General features: G+C 75.5%; 11 protein-coding genes. 6 read left to right on the forward strand and 5 right to left on the reverse strand.

Translation table 11 applies throughout. The features are described from left to right. Positions 1–49 precede the first annotated feature (49 nt). The 4 genes from pstS to pstB all read left to right on the forward strand — a co-directional run bounded on the left by pstS (position 50) and on the right by pstB (position 4141). The gene (pstS, locus tag WDV86_RS00790) at positions 50–1177 is read left to right on the forward strand and encodes a phosphate ABC transporter substrate-binding protein PstS (protein ID WP_339565685.1); all 1128 of its coding nucleotides are present in this window, start codon (positions 50–52) and stop codon (positions 1175–1177) included. A 14-nt stretch (positions 1178–1191) separates the two neighbouring features. Beyond that, positions 1192–2127: a phosphate ABC transporter permease subunit PstC gene (pstC, locus tag WDV86_RS00795; RefSeq protein ID WP_339565686.1), complete on the forward strand. Its 936-nt coding sequence runs from the start codon at positions 1192–1194 to the stop codon at positions 2125–2127. After that, positions 2127–3266: a phosphate ABC transporter permease PstA gene (pstA, locus tag WDV86_RS00800; protein WP_339565687.1), complete on the forward strand. Its 1140-nt coding sequence runs from the start codon at positions 2127–2129 to the stop codon at positions 3264–3266. The genes pstC and pstA overlap by 1 nt, the downstream gene beginning before the upstream one ends. A gap of 95 nt (positions 3267–3361) precedes the next feature. Continuing rightward, a complete protein-coding gene (pstB, locus tag WDV86_RS00805; protein ID WP_339565688.1) occupies positions 3362–4141 on the forward strand; it encodes a phosphate ABC transporter ATP-binding protein PstB in 780 nt (259 codons plus the stop codon). 19 nt (positions 4142–4160) lie between these two features. Here pstB and WDV86_RS00810 read toward each other — a convergent pair whose 3' ends face one another. From WDV86_RS00810 to WDV86_RS00820, 3 genes are all read right to left on the reverse strand, one after another. After that, on the reverse strand, positions 4161–5198 hold the full coding sequence (locus WDV86_RS00810; protein ID WP_339565689.1) for an inorganic phosphate transporter: 1038 nt from the start codon (positions 5196–5198) through the stop codon (positions 4161–4163). Beyond that, entirely contained in the window at positions 5199–5816 is a 618-nt protein-coding gene (locus WDV86_RS00815; protein ID WP_339565690.1) for a DUF47 domain-containing protein, read from the reverse strand. A 184-nt stretch (positions 5817–6000) separates the two neighbouring features. Beyond that, on the reverse strand, positions 6001–6312 hold the full coding sequence (locus WDV86_RS00820) for a hypothetical protein (RefSeq protein ID WP_339565691.1): 312 nt from the start codon (positions 6310–6312) through the stop codon (positions 6001–6003). Between the two features lie 273 nt (positions 6313–6585). Here WDV86_RS00820 and WDV86_RS00825 point away from each other — a divergent pair, with 273 nt between their 5' ends. Beyond that, on the forward strand, positions 6586–7749 hold the full coding sequence (locus WDV86_RS00825) for a PHP domain-containing protein (protein WP_339565692.1): 1164 nt from the start codon (positions 6586–6588) through the stop codon (positions 7747–7749). Between the two features lie 84 nt (positions 7750–7833). Here the strand turns inward: WDV86_RS00825 and WDV86_RS00830 are convergent, their stop codons facing one another. After that, entirely contained in the window at positions 7834–9270 is a 1437-nt protein-coding gene (locus tag WDV86_RS00830; protein WP_339565693.1) for a mechanosensitive ion channel family protein, read from the reverse strand. 195 nt (positions 9271–9465) lie between these two features. Between WDV86_RS00830 and WDV86_RS00835 the strand changes: the two genes are divergently transcribed. Next, positions 9466–10431 carry a glycosyltransferase family 2 protein gene (locus tag WDV86_RS00835; protein WP_339565694.1) on the forward strand — a complete coding sequence of 322 codons (966 nt, stop codon included), beginning with the start codon at positions 9466–9468 and terminating at the stop codon, positions 10429–10431. Positions 10432–10440: 9 nt separating this feature from the next. On the opposite strand, the gene WDV86_RS00840 is transcribed toward WDV86_RS00835, so the two are convergent. Then, the gene (locus tag WDV86_RS00840) at positions 10441–12141 is read right to left on the reverse strand and encodes a PP2C family protein-serine/threonine phosphatase (protein ID WP_339565695.1); all 1701 of its coding nucleotides are present in this window, start codon (positions 12139–12141) and stop codon (positions 10441–10443) included. Between the last annotated feature and the right edge of the window lie 129 nt (positions 12142–12270).

The following is a 12270-nucleotide window of genomic DNA, read 5'->3' on the forward strand; positions in this document are numbered from 1 at the left end:
CGCCCGACGGCCGCTCCCGGCCGCCCTACGACGAGAGGCAACCCCACTGATGCGCAGCACCACCTCGCGCGCGGCCCGCGCCGCCCTGGCGACGACCTCCGCCGCGGCCCTGGCCCTGGTCCTCGCCTCCTGCGGCGCCACGAACGAGACCGACGGCAGCACGGGCACGGACACCGGCACCGGCACCGGCACCGCCGACGGCGACCTCGCCGACACGCTCGTCGGGGCCGGCGCCAGCTCCATGCAGGCGGCCATGCAGGCCTGGGCGGTCAACTTCCAGACCGAGAGCGGCACGACGGTCAACTACGACCCGGTCGGGTCGGGCTCGGGCCGCACCCAGTTCCTGTCCGGCGGCGTCTCCTTCGCCGGGTCGGACGCCTACCTCACCGACGAGGAGCTGACGCAAGCCGAGTCGCGCTGCGTCGACGGGGCCGTCGACCTCCCCGTCTACGTCTCCCCCATCGCCATCGCCTACAACCTGCCCGGCGTCGAGGACCTGCAGCTGAGCCCCGCGGCCCTCGCCGGGATCATGGCGCAGGAGATCACCACCTGGGACGACCCGGCCATCGCCGAGACCAACGAGGGCGTCGAGCTGCCGTCGACGACCATCACGCCCGTCAACCGCTCCGACGACTCGGGCACGACGGAGAACTTCACCGAGTACCTCGACGCCGTCGCCCCCGACGCGTGGACCTACGGCGTCGTCGAGACGTGGCCCATCGCCGGCGGCGAGGCCGCGCAGGGCACCTCGGGCGTCGTCCAGGCCATCACCAACGGCGAGGGCACCATCGGCTACGCCGACGCGAGCCAGGTCGGCGACCTGTCGGTCGCCCAGGTCGGCGTCGGCGGGGAGTTCGTCGGCCCCACGCCCGAGGCCGCCGCCGCCATCCTCGACAACTCCGAGCGGGTCGAGGGCCGCCCCGAGGGCGACCTCGCCATCGAGCTCGCGCGGGACACCACCGCCTCGGGCACCTACCCGATCGTCCTCATCAGCTACATGGTCGCGTGCAAGGGCTACGAGGACCAGACCGAGGCCGACACCGTCGCCGCCTTCATCGAGTACGTCGCGTCGGAGGACGGCCAGCAGGCCGCCGCCGAGCAGGCCGGCAGCGCCCCGATCTCTGACACCCTGCGCGAGGACATCGGGACCTCGCTCGAGCTCGTCCGCGGCAGCTGAGGAGACACCAGCGCGTGAGCACGACCCGCAGCCCCCTCACGACGGGTCGCCGTCGTCGTCCCGGGGACAAGGTCTTCTCCGGGACGGCGACGGCGAGCGCCGTCCTCATCCTCGTCGTCCTCGCCGGGGTCGGCCTCTTCCTCCTGGCGGAGGCCTTCCCGGCGCTCACCGCACCGGCCGAGGACATCGAGGGCGGCGAGGGGCTCGTCCTCTACCTGTGGCCGCTGCTCTTCGGCACCCTGCTCACCGCGGTCATCGCGATGGTCGTCGCCGTCCCGATCGCCGTCGGGATCGCCCTGTTCATCTCCCACTACGCCCCCCGGCGCCTCTCGCAGGGGCTCGGGTACGCCGTCGACCTCCTCGCCGCCGTGCCGAGCATCGTCTACGGCTTCTGGGGTCTGCAGGTGTTCTCGGTCTCCCTCGTCCCGATGTACGTGTGGCTCGAGGACAACCTCGGCTTCCTGCCGTTCTTCGCAGGGCCCGCCTCGGCGACCGGCCGCACCATCCTCACGGCGTCCCTGGTCCTGGCCGTGATGATCCTGCCGATCATCTCGGCGCTCTCGCGCGAGGTCTTCCTCCAGACGCCCCGCCTGCACGAGGAGGCGGCCATGGCGCTGGGCGCCACGCGGTGGGAGATGATCAAGTACGCCGTCATCCCCTACGGCCGCTCGGGCGTGATCAGCGCCTCGATGCTCGGGCTCGGCCGCGCCCTCGGGGAGACGATGGCGGTCGCGCTCGTCCTGTCCGTCTCGGGCGGGGTGTCGTTCAACCTCATCAACTCGGGCAACCCGGCCACGCTCGCCGCCGAGATCGCCCTGCAGTTCCCCGAGGCCACGGGCCTGCGGCTGTCGACGCTCATCGCCGCGGGGCTGCTGCTGTTCCTCGTCACCTTCGTCGTCAACTTCGGCGCCCGCGCGCTCGTCACCCGGCAGAAGGGCGGCTCCCTCTGATGGCCCAGAGCACCCAGCAGGGCTCGCCCGCGGGCGAGCCGCCGGAGCCGGGCACCAGCCCGGAGAAGCCCGACTTCGGCACGCTGACGAAGTTCCAGCCGGCGTCGCTCGCGGACTCCATGCACGACTCCCTCCCCCGGTGGGCGCCGCTGGCGGCCACCGGCCTGGGGGCGCTCGTCGCCGCCGCGCTGCTCGCGGTGACGGACCTGCACGTCGCGCTCGCCGTCATCGCCGGGACGGTCGTCGCCATCGCGGCCTTCACCATCGCCTCCCGGGCCGTGGAGGGCGAGCGGGCGGCGACGGACCGCTTCGTCACCAGCCTGGTCACGGTGGCGTTCGTCCTGGCGATGCTCCCGCTCGTCTCGGTCGTGTGGACGACCGTCTCCCGGGGTCTCGCCCGCTTCGACTACGCCTTCTTCACCCAGTCCCAGGCCGGCATCATCGGGGAGGGCGGCGGCGCCTACCACGCCATCATGGGCACGCTCATCGTCACCGGCATCGCGACCATCATCTCGGTGCCGATCGGCACGATGACGGCGATCTACCTCGTGGAGTACGGCGGGGACAACAAGCTGTCGCGCGTCGTGACCTTCCTCGTCGACGTCATGACCGGCATCCCCTCGATCGTCGCCGGGCTGTTCTCCCTCGCGCTCTTCACGCTGCTGTTCGGGCCTGGCCTGCGGATCGGGATCATGGGCTCGATCGCCCTGTCGGTGCTGATGATCCCCATCGTCGTGCGCGCCGTCGAGGAGATGCTGCGGATCGTGCCCGCCCGGCTCCGGGAGTCGAGCTACGCCCTCGGCGTGCCCAAGTGGCGCACCATCGTCAAGGTCGTGCTGCCGACCGCGGCCTCCGGCATCGCCAGCGGCGTCGTCATCGCCGTGGCGCGCGTCATGGGGGAGACGGCCCCGCTGCTGGTCACGGTGGGTCTGGCCACATCCACCAACCTCAACCCCTTCGAGGGTCGGATGGCGACCCTGCCGGTCTTCGCCTACTACCAGATCGCCTTCCCCGGCATCCCGCCGCAGGCGTTCATCGACCGGGCGTGGACCTCCGCCCTGCTCCTCATCCTCTTCGTCATGACGCTGAACGTCGGCGCCCGCGTCCTCGCCAAGGCCCTGGCGCCCAAGACCCGCTGAGAGGCAGCATGAGCATCCCCACGCGCACCCGCCGCGACCCCTCCGCCGGTCGAGGGGACCAGCGCCACACCCCGTCCCCCGGAGCAGGAGCCGTCATGAGCCGCCAGATTGACGTCTCGGACCTCGACATCTACTACGGCTCCTTCCTCGCGGTCGAGAAGGTCACGATGGAGATCCGGCCGCGGAGCATCACCGCGCTCATCGGCCCCTCGGGGTGCGGCAAGTCGACGTTCCTGCGCTCGCTGAACCGGATGCACGAGGTCATCCCGGGCGCGCGGGTGGAGGGCAAGGTCGTGCTCGACGGGCAGGACCTCTACGGCTCAGGGGTGGACCCGGTCGCCGTGCGGCGCTCGGTCGGGATGGTGTTCCAGAACCCCAACCCCTTCCCGACGATGTCGATCTACGACAACGTGCTCGCCGGCATGCGCCTCAACAACAAGCGCATGAAGAAGTCCGAGGCGGACGACGTCGTCGAGCAGGCGCTGCGCGGCGCCAACCTCTGGAAGGAGGTCAACGACCGGCTGGGCCGCCCCGGCGCCGGCCTCTCCGGCGGCCAGCAGCAGCGCCTGTGCATCGCCCGCGCCATCGCCGTCCAGCCGCAGGTGCTCCTCATGGACGAGCCGTGCTCCGCCCTCGACCCCATCTCGACGCTCGCGATCGAGGACCTCATGGGCAAGCTCAAGGAGGAGTACACGATCGTCATCGTCACGCACAACATGCAGCAGGCCTCGCGCGTCTCCGACCGCACGGGCTTCTTCAACATCGAGGGCACCGGCAAGCCGGGCAAGCTCGTCGAGATGGACGCGACCGACACGATCTTCTCCAACCCGTCGGTGAAGGCGACCGAGGACTACGTCAGCGGCCGCTTCGGCTGACCCACCCGGGGCCGGGCGCTCAGGTCAGACGGGCGAGGGCGGCGTAGGTCCCGGCGGCGAGGGCCCCGGCGGCCAGCGGCGTCAGCAGCCAGGCCAGGACGACGCGTCGCAGCACCCCCCAGCGCACCCTGCTGGGTGCGGGCGTCCCGCCGGCCGCGACGACGGCCGAGGTGATGGCGAGCGACGTCGACACGGGCGTGCCGGCCACGACGGCCGCCGAGTGCAGCGCCAGCGCCGCCGACGTCTGCGCCGCGAAGGCCTGGGGGGCGTCCAGCGGCACGAGGCTCTCGCCGACCGTCCGGGAGATGCGCCACCCGCCCGTCGTCGTGCCGGCGGCCAGCGCCACGGCGACGACGAGGACCGTCCACTTCGGCGGCCCGTCCACCCCCGCGCCGGCGCCCCCCGCCCCGGTCCCGAGCGTCGCGCCGCCCTGCGCGGCCACGAGCCCGGAGACGACGACGGCGGCCGTCCGCTGGGCGTCGACGACCCCGTGCCCCACGGCCGTCGCGGCGGCCGCCAGCGCCTGCGCCGTCCGCAGACGTCGGTGCGTGCGCGCCGGCATGGCCCCGCGCAGCAGCCACAGCATGGCGAGCAGCAGCACCACGGACAGCAGCCCCGCCCCGACGACGACGGCCAGCGCGGGCAGCAGCACGCCGTCGACGACGGCGTCCCACCGCACGGACGAGGCCGCCGAGACGAGCGCGGCGCCGGCGAGGGCGCCGAACAGCGCCTGGGTCGTGGACGTCGGCAGCCCCCACCGCCAGGTCAGGACGTTCCAGGCCGTCGCGCCGGCGAGCGCGGCGGCCAGCAGCTGCAGTCCTGCGTCGCCCGGGGGGACGAGCGCCACGTCGGGGACCCCGATCGAGACGAAGGCGCCGCCGACGACACCGCCGACGAGCACCGACCCCCCGGCCAGCAGCACCGCGGGGCGCGGCCGCAGCGCGCGCGTGGCGACGGAGGTCGCGACGACGCCCGCCGCGCCGTGGACGCCGTTGGTGACGGCGAAGGCGAGGGCGAGCACGACGACGACGACGAGCCCGGGGGTGGAGGTCTCCACCTACGGCTCCACGAGCGCGATGACCTCGACGTGGTGCGCCAGCCGCTCGAAGGCGCCGGCGCCGGCCTCGAGGTGGTCCAGGACGTCGCGCACCCGGATCGCCCGGCGGAGGTCGGCGTCGGCGAGCGCCTCGGCCCGCAGGGGCAGCAGCAGCCCGACCGCTCGGTTGTGCAGGCGGTTGACCTCGACCCAGTACTCCGCGAGGCCGTCGGCCGCCTCGACGGAGGCCATGGCCGTCCGGGTGATCTCCGCGAGCCGCTGGAGCAGGTGGACGACGTCGACGACCGCGGGCGGGAACCCGTCGACCCGGTGCTCGCGCGCCAGCGTGGCCGCGGCGAGCATCTCGTCGAGGCAGCGGTCGAGCGCCTGGGCGAGGGTGTGGACGTCACGGCGCGCGAAGGGCGGCGCGAAGGTCGACGTCAGGCGGCGCACGACGAGGTGCACCCGGTCGTCGGCGGCCCGCTCGACGTCCTGCAGCGCGGCCAGGGGGGCGTCGCGCTGCCCCGGGGGTGCGGACAGCACCTCGCCGAGCAGGACGCTGCCGGCGTGCACCTGCTCGGCGACGTCGACGAAGAGCGCCGCGAAGGACGGCTCGCGGGGCAGGAGACGCAGCCGCACCCGCTCCTCCCTCCACCCCGCCGCAGGCACACGCCCGGACGAAGGACGCCGGCGCCGGCGCGCTCGCGCCGGCCGCTCGCCCCGCCCGGGCGGCGGACAGGCTAGGGCACGCGGCCCGGGCGCCGGCGCGGACGTCGCAGGTCCGAGGAGAGGCCTGCGACGTGCCCGTCGGCGAGGCCGGACGTCAGGTCTCCTCCGCAGCGGCGGCAGCGCCCGGGGCCCGGGGGACGCCGAGGGCGTCGTCGATCTCGGCGGTGCTCATCTGCCCGTCGGTGGCCGAGGCTGCGGCGACCACCGCGCCGTACAGCTCGATCTCGTCGGCGAGGTCGTCGTCGCCGAGCGGGCGACCGGGCGTGGGGCCGGGCTCGCCGCCGGAGGGCGGGGGCAGCGGCCCGTCGGCCACCCGGGCGCTCGCCCGGGAGGGACGACGCGCTCCCGTCACCTCCGGGGCGCTCGCCCCCCGGGGGGTCGGCGCGGGGCCGGGGTCGTGCGGCACGTCCGTGGTCCTCTCCCCGGGCCCTCGTCCCGGTCCGCTGTCGCATGGTCGTCGGTGACGTCGCGGTCCGCCGGTCCACGCCACCGCCGAGCCCCGTCGAGCTCCACCGTCGATCTCTGCCGTCGATCCCTGCCGTCGACGTCAGTCGCCGAGCACCGCTGCCGATCCCGTCGTCGGGTGGGGCGGGGCACCCGACGACGACCCCCGCGGCGCACGGTACGCCGCCGGACGTCCCGCGTGCCGGGTCCGGGACGCTGTCCTACGGTCGTCGGCGTGGAAGGGGCCGGGACGGGTGCCGCCGGGCAGACCGGGAGCCCCGCGCAGCTGCACGCCGACGTCCTCGCGGCGCTGCGGCGCGTCGCCTTCCTGCTGGAGCGGGAGCTGGCCAGCACCCACCGGGTCAAGGCGTTCCGCGGGGCCGCGACGACGGTCGCCGGGACCTCTCCCGAGGAGCTCGCCCGGCACGTGGCGGGCCAGGACCTCCAGCGGCTGCCAGGTGTGGGGCGCACGACGGCGGCGCTCGTCGACGACGTCGCCGCCGGGCGCCGGCCGGCGTACCTCGTCGAGCTGGAGGCACGCGCCGCCCCGGTGGTGGACCCGTCGGAGGAGGGCGCGGCGGGAGGTGCCGCGCTGCGGGCCGCCCTGCGGGGTGACCTGCACCTGCACTCGGACTGGAGCGACGGCGGCAGCCCGGTCGAGGACATGGCGGTCACCGCCGTCGAGCTGGGGCACTCCTACGCCGCGCTCACCGACCACTCGCCGCGGCTGCGGGTGGCGAACGGGCTCACCCCGGCGCGGCTGCGGCGCCAGCTGGAGCTGCTGGAGCAGCTCGCCGCGCCGCTGGCGCCGTTCCGGCTGCTGTCGGGGATCGAGTGCGACGTCCTCGCCGACGGGACCCTCGACCAGGAGCCGGACCTGCTGGACCAGCTCGACGTCGTCGTCGCCTCGGTGCACTCCGACCTGCGGATGGAGCGCGGAGCCATGACCCGCCGGATGGTGCGCGCGGTGCAGGACCCGCGCACCGACGTCCTCGGGCACTGCACGGGCCGCTACGTGCAGCCGCGCCCGAGGGTGGGTGGAGGGAGCAGCAGAGGGGTGGGTGGAGGGAGCAGCAGGAACGGGGGCAGGACGCGGCCCGAGAGCGAGTTCGACGCCGACGTCGTCTTCGCGGCGTGCGCGGAGGCCGGCGTGGCGGTGGAGATCAACAGCCGGCCGGAGCGCCTCGACCCGCCCCTGCGGCTGCTCCGCCAGGCCGAGCAGGCCGGGTGCCTGTTCAGCGTCGACACCGACGCCCACGCCCCCGGCCAGCTCGACTGGCAGGAGCGCGGCTGCGCCCGCGCCGCCCGCTGCGGCGTGCCGGCCGAGCGCGTCGTCAACACCTGGCCGGTCGAGGACCTCCTCGCCTGGACCGCCGACCACACCCACCGGCCGGGGTGAGCCGCTGCGGGCCCGCCCCGGCCTGACGTCGACCTCGCCCGCCCGCGCCCACCTCGGGCAGGGGCGTCGAGCGAGGCCGAGGGCTCAGCGGTCCCCGGCCCGCGCCCCGTCGAGCTCGTCCCGCCAGCCCCGGGGGCTCGGCGGCGGGTCGCCGCCGTCGTCGTCCCGCCCGTCGACGCTCTCGGTCTCCCCCGAGCGCGCCTCGTCGGCGCGGCGCCGCTCCTCCATGTCGCCCTCGCTGGGGCCGGAGAACTTCTGGGCCCGGGCGATGGCCTCCAGGCTCCCGGTGAACAGCCCGGTGTCGTAGCGGCGGGGCGGGGCCGGCTCCTCGTCGGCCGCCGGCCGCCCGGCGCCGCCGCGAGGCTGCTCGGGCAGCACGTCACGGCGGCGAACGGCCTGCGAGCCGGGAGAGCCGGGGGCGCCCGTCTCGTCCTCGACCGACGTGGAGACCCGGGTGCGCGGCAGCGCACCCGGGGCGTTCTTCTGCAGCCACACGACGAGCGCCTCGCGCAGGCCCGTGCGCAGGTCCCACAGCGTGGCGCCGTCGACGGCGGACACGAGGGCCCGCAGGCTCACCGACCCGCCGACGGCGTCGACGACGGTGAGGTTGACGACGCGGCCGTCCCAGTTGGGCGTGCCCTCGACGTAACGGTGCATCTCCTCGCGGAGACCGTCCAGGGGCACGTCCCAGTCGACGTCGAGCATGACCGCGCCCATCACCTGGGAGTCCTTGCGCGTCCAGTTCTCGATGGGCGTCGTCGTGAAGTACGTCGACGGCAGCACGAGACGGCGGTCGTCCCAGATGTGCACGACGACGTAGGTGAGCGTGATCTCCTCGATCCGACCCCACTCGCCCTCGACGACGACGACGTCGTCGACGCGGATGGCGTCGGTGAAGGTGATCTGCAGGCCCGCGAAGAGGTTGGCGAGCGACGTCTGCGCCGCCAGACCGGCGACGAGGCCGACGACCCCGGCCGAGGCGAAGACGGTGGCGCCCCACTCGCGCGCCGCGGGGATGGTCAGCAGCATCGCGCCGACGGCGAGGACGACCACGACCGCGACCGTCAGGCGGCGCAGCAGGGAGACCTGCGTGCGCACGCGGCGCGCGCGGCGGTTGTCCTCCACGTCGAGCCGGTACTTGTCGAGCGTGAGGTCCTCGAGGACGAACGCGACGGCGCAGACGAGCCAGGCGACCATCGCGATGATCGCGAGGTTGACGACGTACGCCACCGAGCCGGCCCACGACTGCAGGGTCGCCGCCTCCAGGACCACCCGCGCGGCGACCAGGACGAGCACCACGCGGAAGGGGCGGCGGCCACGGGCCTCGACGTCGGCGACGACGCTCGAGCGCCGGCCGATGCGCCGCAGCACCGCGGTGACGACCAGGCCGACGACGAAGGCGATGGCGACGGCGACGCCCAGGTAGAGCAGCACGGTCGACGCCGAGGCGTAGCTGACGTCCTCCGGCAGCGCCGCCGTGGCGGCGCTCTGCGAGGACGACGGGAGCAGCAGGTCGAGCACGAGGGGGACCTCCGAGAGGTGGCGAGCGGAGCGGCGACACCAGCGGCGCCCGGCCAGCCGTCAAGGATGCCTGCGGGCCGGGGGCGCCTGCAAGCTCCCCGAGGCTGGCGAGAGGTCCTGTGCCGGGTGTGGCAGGAGGCTGCGAGGAGACCGTGCGAGGACGGCGCGAGGACGGCGTGGCTAGGGTCGCTGCCCGTGCCCGACGCCGCCTCGCCCCAGCCCGGGCCGCACCACCCGGGGCCGCGCGCGTCGGGGGACCCGCGCGTGGCCGTCGTCGTCATCACCCACCGGCGGCGGGAGGAGGTCCTGGTCGCCCTCGAGCGGCTGCGGGACCTGCCGGAGCAGCCCGCGGTCGCCGTCGTCGACAACGGCTCCGACGACGGCACGGCGGCAGCCGTCGCGGAGCAGCACCCGTGGGCGCTGCTCGTGGCGAGCCCCGACAACCTCGGTGCTCCCGGGCGCGGCGTCGGCGTCGCGGCGCTGGAGCGGACGCTCGACCCGCCGCCGGAGGTCATCGCCTTCTGCGACGACGACACGTGGTGGGAGCCGGGCTCGCTGGCCCGGGTGGCCGACCTCTTCGCCGAGCACCCGGCGCTGGCCTGCGTCAACGCGCGCATCCTCGTGGAGCCGGGGGCGCGCGAGGACGCCATCGTCGCCGAGCTGCGGGACTCCCCCGTGCCCGGGCCGCCCTGGCTGCCCGGCCCGGCGCTCGGCTCCTTCCTCGCCGGCGCCTCCGCCGTGCGCCGCAGCGCCTTCGGCGAGGCCGGCGGCTTCTCGCGCCGCCTCTGGCTGGGCGGTGAGGAGGAGATCATGGGGGCCGACCTCGCCGCCGCCGGGTGGGAGCTCTGCTACGCCGCCGACGCCGTCGTCCACCACGAGCCGTCCCGCCGGCGGGAGTGGCGGCGTCGCCGTCGGGACGGCGTCCGCAACACCCTGTGGTTCATCTGGCTGCGCCGGCCGCTGCCGGCGGCGCTGCGCCGCACCCGTGACGTGCTCGCGAGCCTGCCCCGGGACCGCACGAGCGTGGTCGGCGTCGCGCGCGCCCTGGCCGGACTGCCGTGGGTCGTCCGTGAGCGCCGCGTCCTGCCGCCCCCGGCCGAGGCCCGCTTCCTCGCCCTGGAGGACAGCCAGCGCCGCTCGACGGCCCGCCACTACGGCTGAGGCGCCGCGTCAGTCGCGCACGAGGTCGTCGGGACCGATCTCGGGGCCGGCCTCGGGCGGGCGGGGACGGTCCTCGGGGTGGGCGCGGACGGCGAGCACGACGACGTCGTCGTCGACCTGCGCGCCCACCTCCGCCAGCAGCGTGTCGATGACACCGGCCAGCGGGCGACCGCCGGCGGCGAGCCGCTCCACGGACGCCCGCAGCCACTCCAGCCCCTCGGACAGGTGCGCCCGGCGACGCTCGACGAGACCGTCGGTGTAGAGGACGAGCGTCGCCCCCGGCGGCAGCGCGGCGGTGTGGTCGCTGCGCCGGGCGGCGGGGGCGAGCCCGAGCAGCAGGTCGCTGCGCCGGCTCAGCAGCTCGGCACGGCCGTCGGGGTGCACCAGCACGGCGGGGGGGTGACCGGCCGCAGACCAGGTGATCGTGTGCTCACCCGCCCCCTGCGGGCCTCGGCCGCCCCTCCCGCCGGCGTCGTCCGCCCGGCCGACCCGCACGAGCACCGCGGTGGCCAGCGCACCCACGGCCAGGTCGTGCATGGCCTGGTCCAGCGCCGAGAGCGTCGCCGCGGGCGAGCCGCCCAGGACGTGCCCGATGCCCCGCAGCACCCCACGCACCTGCGACATCGCGACGGCCGCACCGACGTCGTGCCCGCTGACGTCGCCGACGACGAGCGAGAGGCCGCCGTCGGCCGTAGGGAAGGCGTCGTACCAGTCGCCGCCGACGGCCAGCTCGGAGGCCGCCGGCTGGTAGCGGGCGACGAGCTCGAGGTGGTCCGGCTGCGGCAGCGCGGTCAGCAGCCCGCGCTGCAGCGCCTCCGAGGCCGAGCGGGCGCGCTCGCCGGCGGCCCGCTCGTCGGCGGTCGCGAGCGCCCGCTGGTAGGCGGTCCCGAGGACGCCCGCGAGCAGCACGAGGAACTGCAGGTAGACGTCGTCCGCCGGGATCTCGGGGTCCACGCCGGTCACCAGGACCGGGCGCTCGGCCCGGGGCCGGACGCCGGGCAGCCGCAGCAGCGCCCGGCGCCGGGACGGGTCGGCAGGGTCGCCCTCCAGCACGACGTCGCGACCGACGGGCATCCGCTGGGCGTCCGAGGCCAGGAGGTCGACGTCCGGCAGGTCGCGCACCGCCGTCCGCAGGACCGGCAGCGCCAGCTCCGCCAGCCGGGCGGGGTCGTCGAGGTCGCTGAGGCGGTCGGTCAGGCGGGCGAGGAGCTCCAGCCGGCGGCGGTCGACGACGCGGCGGGTGGTCTCCGCGGTGATGTCGACGACGCCGACGACGCTCCCGTCGTCACCGCGGACCGGGGAGTAGGAGAAGGTGAAGTAGCACTCCTCCCGCCGGCCGCCGGCGCGCGCCAGCGGCATCCGCACGTCCTCGGTCCACGTCGGGCCGGCGCCGCCGAGCACCCCGTGCAGCATGGGGCCGATGACGTCCCACGCCTCGGGGAAGACGTCCTGGGCCCGGGCGCCCAGCGCGGCGGGGTGCTTGTCGCCGATGAGGTCGACGTAGGACTCGTTGTAGACGAGCACGAGCTCCGGGCCCCACAGCAGCGTGACCGGGAAGCGGGTGGCGAGCGCGAGGTCGACGGTGCGGCGCAGCGTGGCGTCCCAGCCCGCCGGGTCCCCGAGCGGCGTCGCCGCCCAGTCGACCGCGGCGTAGGCCTCGGACAGGGCGCCGGCCCGGGCGGGCAGCCCGTCGACCCATCGCTGCCCCATGCCGTGACCCTAGACGGGCGTGCGGCGCCCCGACCGCTCGCACGAGCCGGTGAGCCGGGGCGGTCGCGCCCCGGCGCCGCGGGACCGCACGTCCCCACCCGCACGTCCCCGCGCCGCTCGCCCACGGAC

It is taken from the genome of Pseudokineococcus sp. 1T1Z-3 (assembly GCF_037482365.1).
GTDB lineage: Bacteria > Actinomycetota > Actinomycetes > Actinomycetales > Quadrisphaeraceae > Pseudokineococcus.